Annotated in this window: 16 protein-coding genes; 10 read left to right on the top strand and 6 right to left on the bottom strand. The window is 38.6% G+C overall.

Features of this window, described 5'->3' with window-relative positions:
* Positions 1-1,263 carry a hypothetical protein gene (locus tag I6E72_RS14535; RefSeq protein ID WP_197112837.1) on the bottom strand — a complete coding sequence of 421 codons (1,263 nt, stop codon included), beginning with the start codon at positions 1,261-1,263 and terminating at the stop codon, positions 1-3.
* 458 nt (positions 1,264-1,721) lie between these two features.
* Here I6E72_RS14535 and I6E72_RS14530 point away from each other — a divergent pair, with 458 nt between their 5' ends.
* The 5 genes from I6E72_RS14530 to I6E72_RS19860 all read left to right on the top strand — a co-directional run bounded on the left by I6E72_RS14530 (position 1,722) and on the right by I6E72_RS19860 (position 7,709).
* Positions 1,722-2,438 (top strand): ABC transporter ATP-binding protein, encoded by a 717-nt coding sequence (locus tag I6E72_RS14530; RefSeq protein WP_231620562.1) that lies wholly within the window; start codon positions 1,722-1,724, stop codon positions 2,436-2,438.
* Positions 2,438-3,886, top strand: coding sequence for an ABC transporter permease (locus tag I6E72_RS14525; protein ID WP_197112833.1), 1,449 nt, complete (start codon positions 2,438-2,440; stop codon positions 3,884-3,886). Before I6E72_RS14530 ends, I6E72_RS14525 begins: the two co-directional genes overlap by 1 nt.
* Positions 3,883-5,205 carry a DUF3526 domain-containing protein gene (locus I6E72_RS14520; protein WP_197112831.1) on the top strand — a complete coding sequence of 441 codons (1,323 nt, stop codon included), beginning with the start codon at positions 3,883-3,885 and terminating at the stop codon, positions 5,203-5,205. The genes I6E72_RS14525 and I6E72_RS14520 overlap by 4 nt, the downstream gene beginning before the upstream one ends.
* 15 nt (positions 5,206-5,220) lie before the next feature.
* Complete coding sequence (locus tag I6E72_RS14515; protein WP_197112829.1) at positions 5,221-7,332, top strand: TonB-dependent siderophore receptor; 2,112 nt, start codon at positions 5,221-5,223, stop codon at positions 7,330-7,332.
* 242 nt (positions 7,333-7,574) lie between these two features.
* The gene (locus I6E72_RS19860) at positions 7,575-7,709 is read left to right on the top strand and encodes a hypothetical protein (protein ID WP_269435275.1); all 135 of its coding nucleotides are present in this window, start codon (positions 7,575-7,577) and stop codon (positions 7,707-7,709) included.
* Between the two features lie 174 nt (positions 7,710-7,883).
* Here the strand turns inward: I6E72_RS19860 and msrA are convergent, their stop codons facing one another.
* Complete coding sequence (gene msrA, locus I6E72_RS14505) at positions 7,884-8,483, bottom strand: peptide-methionine (S)-S-oxide reductase MsrA (RefSeq protein WP_165735155.1); 600 nt, start codon at positions 8,481-8,483, stop codon at positions 7,884-7,886.
* Between the two features lie 280 nt (positions 8,484-8,763).
* Between msrA and I6E72_RS14500 the strand changes: the two genes are divergently transcribed.
* Positions 8,764-8,958 (top strand): CPXCG motif-containing cysteine-rich protein, encoded by a 195-nt coding sequence (locus I6E72_RS14500; protein WP_024593951.1) that lies wholly within the window; start codon positions 8,764-8,766, stop codon positions 8,956-8,958.
* Positions 8,959-9,016: 58 nt separating this feature from the next.
* On the opposite strand, the gene I6E72_RS14495 is transcribed toward I6E72_RS14500, so the two are convergent.
* On the bottom strand, positions 9,017-9,217 hold the full coding sequence (locus I6E72_RS14495) for a hypothetical protein (protein WP_002962626.1): 201 nt from the start codon (positions 9,215-9,217) through the stop codon (positions 9,017-9,019).
* A 106-nt stretch (positions 9,218-9,323) separates the two neighbouring features.
* Here I6E72_RS14495 and I6E72_RS14490 point away from each other — a divergent pair, with 106 nt between their 5' ends.
* From I6E72_RS14490 to I6E72_RS14480, 3 genes are all read left to right on the top strand, one after another.
* Positions 9,324-9,806, top strand: coding sequence for a GNAT family N-acetyltransferase (locus I6E72_RS14490; protein WP_197112827.1), 483 nt, complete (start codon positions 9,324-9,326; stop codon positions 9,804-9,806).
* 138 nt (positions 9,807-9,944) lie between these two features.
* On the top strand, positions 9,945-10,556 hold the full coding sequence (locus tag I6E72_RS14485; RefSeq protein WP_010552776.1) for a MarC family protein: 612 nt from the start codon (positions 9,945-9,947) through the stop codon (positions 10,554-10,556).
* Positions 10,557-10,586: 30 nt separating this feature from the next.
* Entirely contained in the window at positions 10,587-11,468 is an 882-nt protein-coding gene (locus I6E72_RS14480; protein ID WP_197112825.1) for an alpha/beta hydrolase, read from the top strand.
* A 520-nt stretch (positions 11,469-11,988) separates the two neighbouring features.
* Here the strand turns inward: I6E72_RS14480 and I6E72_RS14475 are convergent.
* Together I6E72_RS14475 and I6E72_RS14470 are read right to left on the bottom strand one after the other, a co-directional pair.
* The gene (locus I6E72_RS14475) at positions 11,989-13,128 is read right to left on the bottom strand and encodes an MFS transporter (protein WP_197112823.1); all 1,140 of its coding nucleotides are present in this window, start codon (positions 13,126-13,128) and stop codon (positions 11,989-11,991) included.
* Between the two features lie 24 nt (positions 13,129-13,152).
* Positions 13,153-14,325, bottom strand: coding sequence for an MFS transporter (locus I6E72_RS14470; protein ID WP_197112821.1), 1,173 nt, complete (start codon positions 14,323-14,325; stop codon positions 13,153-13,155).
* Between the two features lie 108 nt (positions 14,326-14,433).
* Between I6E72_RS14470 and I6E72_RS14465 the strand changes: the two genes are divergently transcribed.
* Entirely contained in the window at positions 14,434-15,345 is a 912-nt protein-coding gene (locus I6E72_RS14465; protein WP_197112819.1) for a LysR family transcriptional regulator, read from the top strand.
* 90 nt (positions 15,346-15,435) lie between these two features.
* Here the strand turns inward: I6E72_RS14465 and I6E72_RS14460 are convergent, their stop codons facing one another.
* Positions 15,436-16,644 (bottom strand): porin, encoded by a 1,209-nt coding sequence (locus I6E72_RS14460; protein ID WP_010552780.1) that lies wholly within the window; start codon positions 16,642-16,644, stop codon positions 15,436-15,438.
* Positions 16,645-17,513: the final 869 nt, after the last annotated feature.

The raw sequence follows: 17,513 nt of genomic DNA, 5'->3' as shown, positions 1-17,513 counted from the left end.
TTAAAACACCATACTAGCGTTCAAACTTAGCATATGTACCTTGTGGCCTTTGTCTACATCGGTAGGATTACTAAGGCTCCATAACCCCGCGCCTACGGGCTTTATATCAAAGCGGTCTAGTTGGGCTTTTAGCGCTAAGCGCTCCGACAGTTGCCATTTTACACCTATGTTAATTGAATGCTGATGAACATAAGGCACCTTAATAGCAGCTTGTGTTGCAAGTGCTAGCTGTTGTATTGGTTCTGAAATTTGCTCGGGTGTGCCTGGTGAAAAAACAGGAGCGTTTACTTGTATAACATCATGACGATTTCTTGCTGCTGAAAAGCTGGTGTAAAATATTGCATTGTTTACCCTATACCCAGCGCTAATATAAGTACTGAAAACTGAAGGGGCAATTATCCAATCGGATTCTGAAATACCTACTTCAGATTGAATAAGCCAATTATCATGGTCGTAGGTAAGTCCAAACGCGGCATATTCTATACTGTGGCCTTTGGTATTAAATTTGTTAGATATAGTGCCTGCTTGTGGCCATATACTTTGTGGGACAGCGTCTAGTAAAGCTAAAAACTCATCTAGTGAGTCCAGCTTATAGTCACCAAAATCAGACTTTGATAGTGAAAATCGCACTGTCCAAGAATCCAGTGAATAGGTAGCACTTAAGGTTGTTAAATTATCAAAATCTATAAAAAAGTCTTTGTTGTATGCTTGCAGCTTTGCAGTAGAGCTCCCATGAGCGAGCTTTAAGCGTAAAAACCCTTCATCAATGGCTTTACTGTATTCAATATCCACGCCGTCGTAATTTCCTGCAATGTTTGCAAAAGAGTAGTATTCGTGAGGAGGGCGTATCCATAAGTAGGCGTATCCTACATAAGGATATTCAGAGAGTAAGTAAAGATCGCTATTTAGCCGGCCAGCACGGATAGCCCAATGGCGCGAGGGGCGGTAACGTACAAAGGCGAGCTCTAAAAAATTATCAAGACTTTTAAAGGTATGATCTTGTAAAACGACTTGTACCACGGAGTCCCAGTTTTTTGAGAGTGAGATATTAGCTTGCCCACCTAAAATTGAATCACGTGTTGCTGAAAAGCCTGTATCGTTTTCGTTTAAATAATTAGATGCAAAGGCGATATCTGAATCGTCAGTGTAACTGAGTGTTAAGGATGCAAAACCGCTAAATTGCACGTCTATTTCATTTGCATAGCTTTTATTAGCAGCAGAAATTACCAATATGGCTACGGCAATTGTACCTCGGAACAACATGTTAGCGCTTATTTTTATGATATGGATAATAAAAAGATAGCACATTTTTTAAAATTACCAACTTACCCAACATAAGATTTTACCAAAGGCGTTAGCATGGCAAAGCTAAAAAAATTACACTCTTTATACTTGGTTTGTAATTTATGTTAAATCGCAAATAAATACACATAACACCATCCTAAATTCCATATAAAAGGGGTTATTAAAGTTGCTTTAATTTTTACCTCCTAAAGTAATAATTTATTAACTAAGTAACCATAATTATCTTATTTGTTAACCATTGGGATGTTATAATGTTGCAATTGGTATTTGATATAGTATAACATTCACACCCATCTAATTCCCCTAAATAGAGTTTGAGTGTGACAACACCTACCGCGATTAATAAAACACCAACAATTGCCCCTAAAACTTTTGATAAACAACTTAGCAATGCAGACGCCGACCTGAGTGATGCGATGATTGAAGTGAGTTCTTTAAATTTTAGTATTAAAAATAACGCTATTTTAAAAAACTTAAGCTTTAGAGTGGCTGCAGGTGAGGTTTATGCGCTACTTGGTGGTAATGGTGCGGGTAAATCAACCACGTTAAAAACGTTACTTGGGTTTAATAAACCAACCGAAGGCTCTGTAAAAGTAGCGGGTAAAGAGGTGAGTAAAGCGCTTGGTTTTGTGCGAGGTAAAACAGCGTATTTGCCAGAGTCGGCTACGTTATATCCGCATTTAACAGCTCGCGAAAATGTTGAATATTTTTTATCACTTGCTGATATTAAAAAATCAGATGAACAAATTAACGCGGCTTTTAATCGTGTTGCACTGCAACACGATGCGTGGGATCGCCACATGGAAACTTATTCAAAAGGCATGAGGCAAAAAACAGCAATTGCACTTGCAATACTTCGTGAAGCACCCATTTTTTTACTTGATGAGCCAACCTCTGGTCTTGATCCTGTTGCTATTGATGAATTTAATCAACTTGTACGAGAGCTTGCATTAACTGGTGCGACTATTTTAATGGTTACCCACGATGTATACGGTGCCTGCCAAGTCGCTAATAGAATTGGTTTACTTAAAAACGGTGAGCTGGTGGGAGAGTTTGATGCGCCCCAAAGTGGGCGTATTGATACCGAGCAAGTACACGCAGCGTTTGGGCATCACGCTAAAAGAGGTGCTTAATGAGTATAAATAACTTTTCAAAGGTGGTGATTGTTGCCAAAGATGAGTGGCGTTATTGGCTTCGCTCAAAATTAGCAATGACCGTGCTTGCTATTGGTTTGGTGCTCACGCTTGCTTCGGTAATTGTAACGGCTATTACCATGATGGAGCTAAGCCATACTCGCCATGAGTTACAAACAACAAGCGATAAAAGCTTTGTTGATCAACCCGACCGCCATCCACACAGAATGGTGCATTACGGGCATTATGCATTTAGAACGCCTTCGCCACTTAGTACGCTAGACCCTGGTATTGACGCTTACACAGGCAACTCTATATTTTTAGAAGGGCACAGACAAAACAGCGCAATGTTTGCAGATAGTCGCCAAGGGACTGCATTAACTAAATTAGGCAGTTTAACGCCTGCATTTATTGTGCAAACACTCGCACCTTTATTATTAATATTAATTGGCTACAGCGGTATTAGCCGAGAGCGCGAATTGCAAACGCTTTCTTATTTGTTATCGCAAGGTACATCGGGTGTAACGCTAATTGCAGGTAAAGGATTGGCGCTACTTTCTGTTGTGGGCTTAATTTTAACTCCGCTTACGGTATCGGCTTTATTTACGGTTGCTGCGGGCGAAAGCTTACTGGCAGTTGTAAGTTTTGTTGTTGGCTACGCTTTATATTTAACTGTGTGGGTATTACTGATTTTACTGGCATCGAGCGTGTTTAGTAAAAACAGTGGCAGCTTTACCGCACTTGCCTTTGTGTGGATTTTACTGTGTATTGTTATGCCACGCGTAGCAAGTACCAGTGCCTCAACGGCTGTGCCATCTGCCGGTAAAATAGAAACAGACTTTGCTGTAAAAGCACAACTTAGAAAATTAGGCGACGGCCATAACGCAAACGACCCTGCCTTTATGCAATTTAAACAATCACTTCTTAAAAAGTACAACGTTAAAAGTATAGATGAGCTACCCGTTAATTTTAGAGGATTAGTAGCCAGCGAATCTGAAGCAAAATTGACTAACGTACTAAACAAATTTGCCCAGCAACGTATGCAAGCTGAGCTTAAACAAACGAAGGTATCTCGTTATTTTGGCTGGGTTTCACCTATGGTGGCTATTCGGTCGTTATCGATGATTGTAGTAGGGACGAGTATTGAAACTCATCACCGCTTTTTGCGTGAAACCGAACAGTTGCGTTTTGACTTTGTGCAAGGGCTTAACAAAGTTCATGTAGAAAAGCTTAGCTACCAAGACGATATGAACCGCAATGCCAGTACCGAAGCAACTAAGCAAGCTCGTGTAAGTGCACAAAATTGGCAAGTACTGCAAAACTTTACTTTTAATGTAGATAACGCACAAGTGAGAGCGCAGCGAAGTATCCCTGCATTTTTACAGTTATTTCTTTGGATTGCAGTACTGTTAGGCGGTATTAAATTTGTAGGGAAGCGTTTGTTATGAGTTATGTATTTTCACAGCTAATTCGTGAATGGCGTTTTTTACTTCGCCAAAAATATTTAGTGATATTACTAGCATGTACATTTGCTATATCGGGGTTTGCAGTTTTCAGCGGCCTTAGTGAAGTAAGCCAGCAACAACATACTATTGAGCGTTTAAAAACGGCTGATTTAACTGAATTAGCTAACGTACAAAATAAATACAGTGATGCTGGTTCGCTTGCCTATTACAGCTTTCATTTAACGTATTCAGCACCTTCAAATTTAGCGTTTGCTGCTTTAGGCGAGCGTGATATTTATCCGTGGAAACACCGCTTAAATTTACTTGCCCTAGAGGGACAAATTTACGAGAGCGATTCACAAAACGCAGAGCTAGCGCAGGCAGGTAAAATTGATTTTGTATTTGTAATTAGTGCATTAGCACCGCTAATAGTTATTTTACTATTTCATGATTTATTTGCTAATGAGCGAACAAGCGGCAGGCATGACTTATTAGTGACTACGGCTAAGTCGTACTTTGCATTATGGGGGGCACGCATAGCTGTAAGGTTAATAGCGGTAATAGTGTGCTTAATGTTGCCATTTTATGTAGGTACATTGCTTAGTCATTCGGCCCTTGCTGATGTGGGGTTTGTTACTTTTATATGTGTAATTTACATTGCGTTTTGGACTTTGCTTAGTGTGTGGTGGGGAAAAAATGCCAACAGTGCGCCGCGTGTTGCTTCAACATTAATCGGTTTTTGGGTGTTAGTTGCCTTTATTATTCCTATTTTAGGCGATTTAGTTATAAATAAAACGGTTCACTCACCAAAGGGCGGCGACATTGTGCTTACTCAAAGAGAGGCCGTTAACGATGCATGGGATTTACCAAAGAAAACCACAATGGATGCTTTTGTAGCATCAAATCCACAGTGGAAAGATCATGTTGATATGCAAAGCGAGTTTGAGTGGAAATGGTATTACGCATTTCAACAAGTTGGAGACGAAAAAGCAGGTGAACTTTCACATGCGTATCGTGATGCAGCGCATACAAAGTATCAATTAGCGGGAATTGTATCGTGGTTTTCACCGCCATTACTGTTACAACGCAGTTTTACACGACTGGCGAGCACTGATGCTTTAGCTGCATTTAGATACGAATACCGTATGCGAGGATTTCATAAAAGTTTAAGGGAGTTTTACTACCCTTGGCTGTTTATAAAGGGCAACCCACCAAAAGCGGCGCTTAAGAATATGCCTAGCTTTAAAAAAACAATGCTTAATGAAATGGATGAGCCTGACGTTACAGGCGTTAAGCTAAAAGAAAATTTATCAGTTAACTAATTAACAAGGTTTATAATGAATACCAATAATAAAGGGCTAAAGCTCACCTATTTAAGCGCATGCTTAGTCAGTTTATTTAGCAGCCATGCTATGGCTGTTGAGCAAACCCCAAAGGATGACAGCGTTAATAATAGCCCTATTGAAAGATTGGCTGTAATGGGTTCGCGTCAAGCGTATCAAGGTAAATTTAGTGCGTTAGAAACACCGCAATCAGAACTGAAAATAGATTTAGAAGCGCTTGAAAACGCAGGTGCTATAAATTTAAATCAAGCGCTTGATTTATCGGCATCGGTAGCGCGTCAAAATAACTTTGGTGGGCTTTGGAATAGCTTTGCGCTACGTGGCTTTGTAGGCGATGAAAACTTGCCAAGCAATTACCTTGTCAATGGGTTTAATGCTGGGCGTGGCTTTGGTGGCTCACGTGATTTGTCGGGTATTGAATCGGTTGAGGTGTTAAAAGGTCCACGTGCTGCTTTATTTGGCCGTGGTGAACCTGGCGGTACAGTAAATCTCGTTACTAAGCGCCCAACGTTTGATACAAGCGGCGAGCTAAAGCTAAGCGTAGGCAGCTTTGACACCTACCGCGCTGATGTAGATTACACCACGCCCCTTAGCGACGACGTAGCAATTAGACTGGTTGGTTTTTATGAAGACGCAAAAAGCTTTCGCGATACGATAGAAACAACTAAACAAGGCTTTAGCCCATCAATAACGTGGAATATTAATGATAATAGCCAACTAATATATGAGCTTGAATACAGCGACCAAGAAGTCCCTTTTGATAGAGGTGTATTAGCTATTGACGGTGAACTTGGTTTAATACCAGAAAGTCGCTTTTTAGGAGAACCAGGTGATGGCCCAATAGAGGCAGATGTACTTGGCCATCAATTAGAGTTTGTTCATGACTTTAATGATAACTGGAGCGTGTTATTAGGCGCTAATTACCGTGATACGTCGCTTGAAGGGTTTGCTACCGAAACCGGTTTTGCAGGAGTTGTTGATGGCGAAGTAAATCGTTTTAGGCGTTATCGTGATTACGATGCTAAATATCAGGTGTTTAGAGCTGAAGTAACCGGTAATTTAGAGGTTGCTGGGTTAGAGCACCGCTTAATAATTGGTGTGGATTCTGATAAATTCGAAAATGATCAATTTGTTCTTCGCGTGCGTGGCGAACAGTTTATTAATGTATTTAACCCTGTGTATGGTGCGTATGAGTTACCTACGCCAACGGCCAATACCGATAAGTTAGAAGTGCAAGAGTCGTTAGGTATATTTATACAAGACCAAATAAGCCTCACCGATAAGCTTGATATACGTATTGGTGCACGTTTTGATGACTACGAACAAACACTTAATAACCGTTTAGCTAATACTCAATCAAAGCAAAACGAATCGCGTGTTAGCCCGCAGTTTGGTGTTGTGTATGAGGCGAGTGAGTTTGTATCTGTTTATGCCGCTTATGGGGAAAACTTTAGGCCTTTATCAGGCACTGATACAAATGGCGATGGTTTTGAGCCAAATCAATCAACGTCTTCAGAGGTAGGCGTTAAATTTACTTTAAACGATGGCGCTCTGTTTGGCACCGTTGCTGTATTTAAAGTAGAGCAAGACAATATGCTGGTAGTTGACGATCCGACTGCATTTACTTTTGCTGCAATTGGCGAAGCACAAAGCAAAGGCATAGAAATTGATATAAACGGTGATCTTACTGATGATGTAAGCCTATGGTTATCGTATGCGTATGTTGATGCAACCATTGAAAACTCATTTTTTGATGCGAACTTTGGCTATACAGTAGAAGCGGGAAGCTCTTTATTAAATATTCCTGAGCATCAATTTAGTTTACAACTAGTTAAATCGTCTGAGTTATATGGTAAAGCCGTTAAATTTGGTGGAGGCTTGGTTTATGTAGGCTCACGAAACGGCTTTTTTGGTACCGATTTTGAGCTGCCAAGTTATACAACAGCGCGTACATTTGTTGATGTTGACGTAACTAAAGCATTTGGTTTACGAGCAGAGGTAGACAATCTGTTTGATGAAACCTATTACACTAACTCATTTGCTGATGCGTGGGTTCAACCGGGGACACCGCGAAGCGTAAGGTTAAGTGCGACTTTTAAGTTTTAAACGTACACATTAAAATGATACAAATGAAAAGGCTGCTTTATTTAAGCAGCCTTTTTACATTGGTCATACATCGTTAGGTTTTTAGGGTCTGTCTAGCGCTGTTTTGCATCAATAAGTAACACTTAACTTAATAACAAAGGCTTTATGAAATAGACGGTGGACAAGTAAACCCTTATTATAAATTCCTTGTTTTGCCAATGTTATAGCTAGGATTTAATAGCCATATAAAATGGAGATTAATTGTGGAAGATAAATTAAAAGAAAAAAGTGTGACACAGAAATTTTTTGGTGAATATTCTTGGATGTATAAAGTTTCAACGTTTCTTGCTTTTATTATGGTTATTTACATTAGCTTTAATGGAGAGGGAAGTGTTTAGACACAGCTTGTGAATGGTGATTTTAATTCTGCTTTGCTTGTTAGCATTGTTGGTTACTTATCTGAATTTAGATATCGATTTATTAAAGAATCTCGAAATAACTAATAAGATTAAAAAGCGACTAATTTAAGCGGCTTTTTAATCTTTTACAGTGAAATACCTAATTAGACGTAATTAATGAGTTGCTCTGTCGCCCCAAATATCTTCTAGGCGGCTATCTCGACCACAACGCCAGCGATAGGTGTTGTAACGGATTGGGTTGTTTTTGTAATAATCTTGATGAAAGCTTTCTTTTCCTTTAATAGGGTAAAAGGTACTTGCGTTTAGTATTGGTGTAACCACAGTTTGATTAGGGAACTCGGCAACTACTGCTGCTTTTGTTTTTTCAGCTAATTTACGTTGTTCGTCGTTTTCAACAAATATAGCACTTAAGTAACTAGGGCCTTTATCGCAAAATTGGCCTCTGGCATCAAAAGGATCAATATTAACCCAGTAATGGTCAAGTATACCTTTGTAGCTTACTATGGCTGGGTCGTAAGTAATTTCTACGGCCTCGTAATGGCCTTTATGATTACCATTGTACGTTGGATTTTTAAGTTTACCGCCAGTAAAGCCCGATATTACATCGGTTACGCCTTCTAGTTTTTCAAAGTCGCTTTCCATACACCAAAAGCAACCTCCAGCTAAAACGGCTTTTTCGGTTTTAGCTGCATGAGTAAATGTGCTAAACAATATTGCGGCAGATGTTAATGCGAGTGCGAGTGATTTTTTCATAAAATTATCCACCTGTGGAGTGAGTTTATAAATGCTTGTAAAGTTAGACCCGCTAAGTGCTAATACTATTTCATTGTAGAGGCATTGTATTATCAGGCTAACACTTATCTATGGTGTAAAATAAGTTTTATAGTGATAGGGCTTGTCGTTAGATCACTTTATAAGTGAGCAGCATGGTTTAATTAGTTTAGCCATATAAGTGTTATTTAATGGGGTGTTGAATTATGCTGGCTTGTTCATTAAAGTGACAACATTCGAGATATAAATTAGCAGGTGATAAATGAACCAGTTAACTGAAAAATCAATAAGCTGCCCTTATTGCGGCGAAAGTATAGAAGTATTACTTGATGCAGCAGATATTGATGAGCAATACATAGAAGACTGCCAAGTATGCTGTAAGCCTATTTCGTTTGTAGTATTTGAAGATGAAGACGAGTTAAACGTTAATGTTTATAGCGAAGACGAAGCGTTTTAACTAGTTAATTAGATATGAGGCTGCAATTTTGCAGCCTTTTTAATGCGTATGTGTTTGGTTAGCTATTTTGTTCTCGCGCTAGTTGGTTAGGGAGAAGTTCTTCTACTATTTCACGTGCTGGAAGTGTATAGCGTGTGCCGTCAAACATTACTGAGGTAAACTCGTTAATATTAGTAATGCCTGTTAAGGTCCAGCCTTCGCCGCGCTTTGGGCAATATACTGTGGTAGTGGGTTGTATTACTTTAAAATCGTCACTCATTACGTTATCTACTCTTTTTGCTTTAAAGATAATGCTTGTTAATGGGGTATGGTAAGTTAATAATGCTTGCCCATAAAGAGCTAATTTAACTAACCACTTAAATAAAATGTTTAATACCACAAAGCTTGAACGCGTTACGCTGCGTTTAATTACCCACAAACACGCTGCGTGTTTATTTAATATTTTAAACCATCCGCACGTGTCCGAATTTAACGACTACGATACACCCCTTAGCAAAACACAAATTAAACAATTAATACAAGATGATATTAGCGCCTATTACGAAGGCGAAGTGATTAGAGTTGCAATTGAACATAATACATCTGGAAAGTTAATGGGTACTTGTGGGCTTTATAATTTAACGCACTGTAAAAGTAATGCATTTATAGGATTTGAGCTGCACCCCGACTTTTGGGATAAAGGTGTAATGTTTGAAGTAGTCACTGGTTTCACTAAAGAGTTACTTGAGCATATTCCGCTTAAACATTTATCGGCTGAGGTGAGTGCACACAATGCACGCTCTCATAATTTACTTATGAAGTTAGGCTTTAGTTTAAGAGAAAATTCTATTTGGCATAAATCGCTTTAACGTAAAACGACAAATCTTTAAATCTTTGCGAGTGTAAATAAAATACAAAAAATAACGGCTTTCTATTATAGTTAAGTGTAAGCAAATGAATTTGTTACCCGTGTTTTATTAAATATTTACGCTTAACAAGGATTTTATATGCTAGAAAAACTCTCTCAAGATGCGCTTGTTATTTGGGCAACCATTGACCCAATAGGCACTATGGCGCTGTTTGCTGCGCTTACTTCTCATTTAACAGATCAACAACGTCGTAAAACAGCCTTTAAAACGGTGCTTTACGCTGGTTGCGTACTATTGGGTTCTATTTTAATAGGGCAGCTAATACTTAATGCGATGGGAATTAGGTTGGTGTCGTTTCAGTTAGGGGGCGGAATTATATTGTTTTTGTTTGGCCTGCAAATGATATTTGGAAACGATTCTAACAAAGCTAAACAAGACCCCGATCACGATATTGCGGTGTTTCCGCTAGCTATACCAGCAACTGCAACCCCTGGCGCTATTTTGGCGGTGATACTACTTACCGACAACCACATACACCCAATTACTACTCAGATAGGCACAGCGCTTGTTACAATTGGTGTGTTGGGTATTACTTTAATACTGTTGCTGCTTTCGGGTAAAATAATTAAGCTTATTGGTACTGGCGGCGCGTCTATTTTAACGCGTGTGATGGGGATGATTTTAGCCGCGTTTTCGGTTGAGCTTATTATGACCGCGCTTGAAATAAAACAATGGGTTAAGCTCGATTAAATAACTCCTAAACATTTAAAGGAATGCCGCATGGCAATAAAAATAACAAAACACTATTTTATTAATTTAAGTTTAGCCGTAGTCATTTTTGCTATAGGTATTTTAGCCATACGTTATTACAACCATTATGTATCGGCCTATACAGACGTAACAATTAACTCAAGCGTGCTTAATGAGTCGCGCAAAGTGTTTATAAGATTACCCGCTAATTACAATCCTAAAAAGGCGTATCCGTTAATTATTAAAACCGATGGTAACTTTAATTTAGATACATGGGACAAAGCACTTACAAAACAAGCTAAGAGCGAAAAAGGGGATAAGGCTATATTGGTGTCTATTCCTAATTTGTTTTTTACAGATACACGTAATCGCGATTTAGTGCCTCCTTATGCTCGCCAAGATGTAAATACACAAGCGCGCCCAGAGGGCGAAACACTTATAGAGCCTAATGGTGAAGCCGACAAGTTTTTAGCGTTTATTGAAACTGAGTTATTCCCGTATTTATCGGCAAAATATAAGCTTAGTAATAACCGTGTATTAAGTGGTTTTTCGGCCGGTGGCAGCTTTGTACTTTATACACTGCATACAAGGCCTGAACTGTTTAATGGCTACTTTGCATTTAGCCCAGCGGCTTGGTATGACGACATGACAGTGGTTAATAATGTAGAAGCGTTTTTAACTACTCAAGCTAACAAAGTTAAGGCGCCTACTTATTTATATCTTTCGGTGGGTGGAGCAGAGCATCCGTTAATGTTAAAAGCGTTTAATAATTTAGAGTCTGCTTTAAAAGTAAACCCTAATAATAACCTTGCGTGGCAAAGCGCTATAAACGAAGGTGCTGAGCATTCAGATAATCCACCACTTAGTGTATCAAAGGCATTAGCTGGTTATAGTGAGTTTATTAAAAAGTAGGTTAGATAGGTTTAAGCGTTAACTGTATGCATATACAGTTAACGCTATTTTGTGTATTTAGAATGCTCAATCAGCTTTATAGCACTTTACTTAGTTTAATATTATTAACGACTTACAAAGGGAAGTTGGTTTAATTTATATTTGCACAGGAAACACGAGCACTGTGTTTATATACAGTGCGTACCTATTGAGTTAGAATGCAGTACGTACCTATGAGCATAAACACATCTATTTGTTACTGCTTTTGATCATCCTTACGCCTTTGTGAACAGCAATAAGCAGTGTAAGTACTTTGCAATTTCAATATAATTTCACCATCTTTTTACACTCTTAATGCAGTTAATATAAATTAGCTGGTGGCTTTACAGTAAAAGAACACATCATACTAAATGTTATTATAATGCTAAACCTAGCAATAGAGTTAAATTAGTAAAAAGTAATCAGTAAGGTAGTGCAAATAATAAAGCGGGAGGTTTAGGTAAAAAGAGCATTTATAAAAATGCTCTTTTGTAAATTACGACTACTTTGTTTTGGTCGGTTTAAAAAACAATACCAGTGCAATTATAAATGCTGAAACGCTACAAATTATAAATACGTTTTTTTCACCACCAGGTATGTACTGCATAAATGAGGTAAAAAACTGACCCGAAAATACAGCCATCGTAAAGTACGATAAATTACGGCCGCGTACTTTCACATCGCTAAGCTCTACCGTCATATGGTTTAAAAGCGGGATACTAAAACCAAATCCTATACCTATTAATATTGCGCCTAAAATTAAAAGTAGGGTGCTTACTTGTGTAAAACAAATATACGATAAACTAAACGCTAAAAAGGCAAATGCCAAAACCTTGGGCTCACCAAGCTTCTTTGTTATTTTAGGCATAAAACCTGCGGTAACTACAGCCACTAAAGATATAAATGCGAGTAGTTGGCCTATTTGTGATTCGTTAAAATTTTCCTCGTTCATTGTAATGGGCAGTAAAACAGTAGACGTAAAAAATATGGTCATCGCGAGTGTTGAAATTACATAAACGCTTTTTAACGAGAGGCCATTGTTAGCTTTGTGGTGTAGATGTTCTGACACTTCATCGCTATTACTAGCCAGTGAGTTTTTACTTGGCACAAATAATAAAAGCATAGCCAAAAATACCCACGCTATTAAATAAAGTGAAAATGGCAGTGCCCAAAATTGCGACGCTAATAATCCGCCTAAAAATAAAAATATAACACCGCCTAACTCTATCGCCATGCCTTGTTTTGCAATCATGCCAAGGCGTGCATCGCCTGTGTACCACGCAGAAATTAAAACCGTACAACTTGCCATTACCACAGCAGTTATACCGCCGAGTAAAAATCGATTAGCAAATACAAGCGTTGGGCCTTTTAAAAAGTAAGCGCTGGCACCTGCAACCCCATATAAAAATAACCCAATTACTAAAAGTTTATAAGCTCCGTATTTATCTATTAATTTTCCTGCTAGCGGCGCAAAAACCACAGCGCCTAACGATGGCAACGTAATTAAAAGTACGGTGTTATCGGTTATACCTAATCCTTGTGAAATACTTACTAAACCTGGCGCAAGTAGGGTTCCCACCATAATAGTTAAGCTGGCGATACACAGTAATGTAAAGCTACCCGCTGTTTTTAACGTACCCATTTTTACTCCTTAAGTTTTAAGCGATTACTTTTTAGCAAATGAATTAAAAATGCCACTTAGCAAAATAAATATAATGCTTACAGCAACAACGCCAGGCCATTGATAAAGTGCAAATGCTTTAACACCAACCATTGAGCCAACAGCGCCTCCAATGTAATAGCCCAGCATGTAAATTCCATTTATGCGACTTTGCGCAGTGGGGTCAATACTAAAAACACGCACTTGGTTAGCCACTTGTGCACTAAATATGGCGAAGTCGATTAGAATAATGCCAATAACTAACGACGCTAAACTGCCATTAAACAAACCTGTAATAGCAAAGCCGATTGTCGCAAGCGTAAGTGAAATCATAATTAGAGCTTTAGATCCGAGTTTGCTGACCCATTTACCCGACGACTTAGCGCCAATTACGCCAGCCAATGCTATTACACCAAATAAACCGGCTTGTTGAGCGTTGTAGTTAAATGGCTCGTTACTTACATAAATTGCAAGTGTTGCCCAAAGCACATTAAATGATGCAAACCAAAATGCGCCCGAAAGTGTAAAATGCTGCAGTGATTTATGTTTAATAAACAACGCCAACGTACTTTTAATGAGAGGCCAGTAACGCAAATTAGTGTGTGGCTTATTGCCAGGTAAAAACACGCGCAGTAATATACCAAGTAATGCTGCGAGTACTGCCGACATTAAAAATACACTTCGCCAACCAAATTGCTCACCTACAAACCCACTTAACGTTCTTGAAAGTAAAATACCGATGGTTAAGCCCATCATTAATGTGCCTAACGTGGCACCTTTTTGCTCGCTTGATACAAGCGATGCTGCAAAGGGTATTAATTGCTGGGTTATATTGGCGCTTACACCAATTAAAAATACCGATATAAGTAATAAAGGTAAGTTAGGTGCAAGCATTGCTGCACTACAAGCCACTACTAATAAGCACGACAAAATAGTAATTAAACGCCTGCGAGCAATCGAGTCACCCAAAGGAGAAATAAATAATAACGCAAACGCGTAACCAATTTGTGTAAGCGCGGGAATACTCCCTAGTTGCGAATCAGTTAAATTAAATTCGTTAGCTATAAGCGGTAAAATAGGCTGGTTGTAGTACAAGTTTGCTGCTGTTGCGGCAATTGCAGTGGTCATTAGTAATAAAATAAATCGACTTAATGACTGATTTTGTTCAGGTTTGGTCATAGCTGTCTAGTGCTGTTAACTCATGCCGCTATGGTATGAGTTCTTTACCCATAACAAAAATGATATTATTTTATAGAATCTATACAAATAATGTATTTAAGGTGCGTAATGGATATTAAAACATTAAAAAGTTTTGTCAGCGTGGCTAAGCATCAGAGTTTTTCAGAAGCGGCCAAAGAGCTACATACCGTGCAACCTGCAATAAGTAGGCATATCGCACAGCTCGAAAGCGAGCTTGGTGTTGTGTTGTTTATAAGAAATTCACGCGATGTTGCAATAACTCAAGCGGGTGAGCAGCTATTAAAAGATGCACGCGCTATTTTGGCTCTAGCTGAGAAAGCTAAAACTCAGGTTAAACGTGCCCACAACGGGCAGGTAGGTACACTTAATATTGCGCACTTAAGCTCGGCATGTTTAACCTTTATGGCAGCACTGGTTCGAGAATATAAACAGCAATACCCAAGCGTGCACGTTACATTGTTTGAAATGACTGCAACTGAGCAGATACATGCGTTTAAAAACGATTTAATTGATGTGGGTTTTTCACGGCCTTTACCTGATTCAATTAATGATGAATTTGTAAGTCATACTATTTATGTAGATTCATTGGTGGCCATCGTTAATCAAAACCATGCGCTGGCAAATTATAAAAATATTGATTTAGCTAAACTAAAAAATGAGCCATTTATTATTTTTAATAGAGAGGAAGCACTTGGTCTTTTTGATGAAACCATTTTGCAATGCAAGCAAGCTCATTTTTCACCGAACATTATTAGCCAACCTAGGCATATGCAAACATTAGTTACTGAAGTGGCTGCTGGCCTTGGTGTGTCAATTGCGCCTTATTGCGTACGTAAATTATATAGTGAAGGGTGCCATTTTATAAAACTGAGCGACGTACTCACGCAAATCCCGGTGCTATTACAAATTAAAAAAGCAGATACCAATGCGGCTGTTAATGCATTTGTTGAAATAGCCTTAAATGCAAAATTGAGTATTGAAAAAAGTATGGCGGAATAAAAAAAGCCCAGTTAAAAAAGTTAAAAGGGCTAAAAGGGTTGTGCTTAGGGAAGTTGTAGTCGTTTTTTAACTTATATTTAGAGCTTATATTTAGAACTTATATCTAAAACCAAATGCTATACCGTCATCTTCCGACTGCTCCATTTGTGCTTGTTGATCGTCGTTATCACTTTCAAAGTCGCTAAAGTCTTTACGCGCTTCTACGTAGGCAATAGTGTCTTCGTCAATTAAGTAGTGAAGGCCAATAACAGCAAACTGACGCTTAAATACATCGTCTGGATCGGCGTTAAAGTTTGGCTGAATTACGTAGTCATCACCGGCATCAAACACGTTGTAGGCAATAAAAGGGCGAAAATCGTTATCAAAGCGGTAAGATGCAAATGTTTCTACACCTATTGCGTCATCAATTAAGCGACCAATATTATCGGTGTCGTGGTTTTTGTTTTTATTTATGTTGGCAGCAACGTAAAGGCCGGGCTTATCAATATTGCCCCACATAATGCCTGCACCGTAAATTAAATCTTCAACATTGCGAGTAGAACCATCGCCAAACGTTAAATCAAACTCGCCACGGTTAATGCCCGCTGTAAGTGTTAGCATGTCAGTTGGGGTATAAGTTACAGACGCACCAAATGTGTAGTTAAATTCAACTTCTTGGGCTGCACTATCCCCAGAGTTCCATAGCGTTTCGCATTCTTCTTCTGAAATATCGCTTACGTCACAGGTATAAAATTCGCTGTTTTTAAGCTGCGCTTGTACTGCAAAACTAAAATCGTTATAGCTATTGCGGTACTGCACTAACTTATCACCACGGCCAGTGCCATTTACAGCACCATCGTCTTTGTTATAGGTGTAAACGCCAGCTGCATTACCATCCCATACAAAGCTATTATTTGTGCCATAAACTACGTCGTACCATGCACCCCATTGTTTACCAATGGTAAGTTGACCATACTTTTCGTGTGAAAGGCCTGCGTAACCTAAACGGTTATACAAAAACTCGTCCTGAATTGATTCAAAACGATTGTTATAAATTATATCGCTGCTGCCAACAGGGTTTACACCCCATTCTACTAGTGCAAGGGCAGTCCAGTCTTTCTTGAGCTTTCGGGTAAAGCCAAAGTTAATGCGCGAAGTACCGTTAACAACTTCGGTTTCGTTTTGTGTGTTAATTACACGCACATCAAGATATCCACCTACTTTTAGAGTGTTTTTATCATCTTTGTATAACTCTACCGCCGAAACAGCGGGTGCTAATACAATACTTGCGCTAATCAGTGTCGCTAATTTTTTGCTCATCTTGTGTGTTGCCCTGTGTAAATTTCAGTGTTTTTACGTAGGTAAAAATTCAGGTTCGAAGATTAACAAAGCAATAAACGGCTCAAAAGTGAAAAAAAATCAACAAAATTGGACGGCAAACTTAATTGACATTCACTCGAGGTTAATTTTGTTTTTCAGGTGTTGCTGAAGTTTGTTTTTTTAGTTGTTTTATAGGTAAAAAGGATTGGCAATAAGTGGTGTGTTAAAATTCTAATTTGAATTAATTTCATCTTGATTAAAAAATAGCGACTAGTGCAAAAGCTCTAAAAGTGCTTTATTTTCATAAATATAACTTTTTATTGTTATAGGTTGTACAAAAATGAGTTAAGTAAACGCACAAACACGTTAAAAGTGTTTTTACTCTAGGGTCTGTTGATCTTTGCGGATTAAAATTTGTTCAAACTAGGGGCTATTTAATCGCGGCGCGAGGTTTGTAACCTAGTGGGCTAAGTAAAAACCGAGCAACAAAGAGTAAATAGCCCCTAGGAAGACCCCTTTGGGCAGCGCCTGTTTGGCATTAATGCTACGTTATCGCCCATTTATGGGGAATAACCACACTACATAGACTCTGCCTTGCCTTAATACCAAACAGACTGCTGAAAATTTAACCTTAAAAGATCAACAGACCCTAATATATATACCAAATTCTAAACGCTCATATCGGTTTATTATGAATGTATTTATGAATTTTAATTTATCTAAGTTGAATAACAATTTGCAAAAACACTAAATCTAATTGGTTATTTTAATTACGAGTAGCTCAGTGATAATAATTGCCTTAAACGACGAGGTTTGCCTTTAAACTTTCATAGAAAAACAGGCCATTTTGGTTTAAACTGCGCGCAATT

The sequence above is a fragment of the Pseudoalteromonas sp. NSLLW24 genome, assembly GCF_015864725.1.
Classification (GTDB): Bacteria; Pseudomonadota; Gammaproteobacteria; order Enterobacterales; family Alteromonadaceae; genus Pseudoalteromonas; species Pseudoalteromonas arctica.
This window is presented reverse-complemented; position numbering and strand designations above follow the sequence as displayed.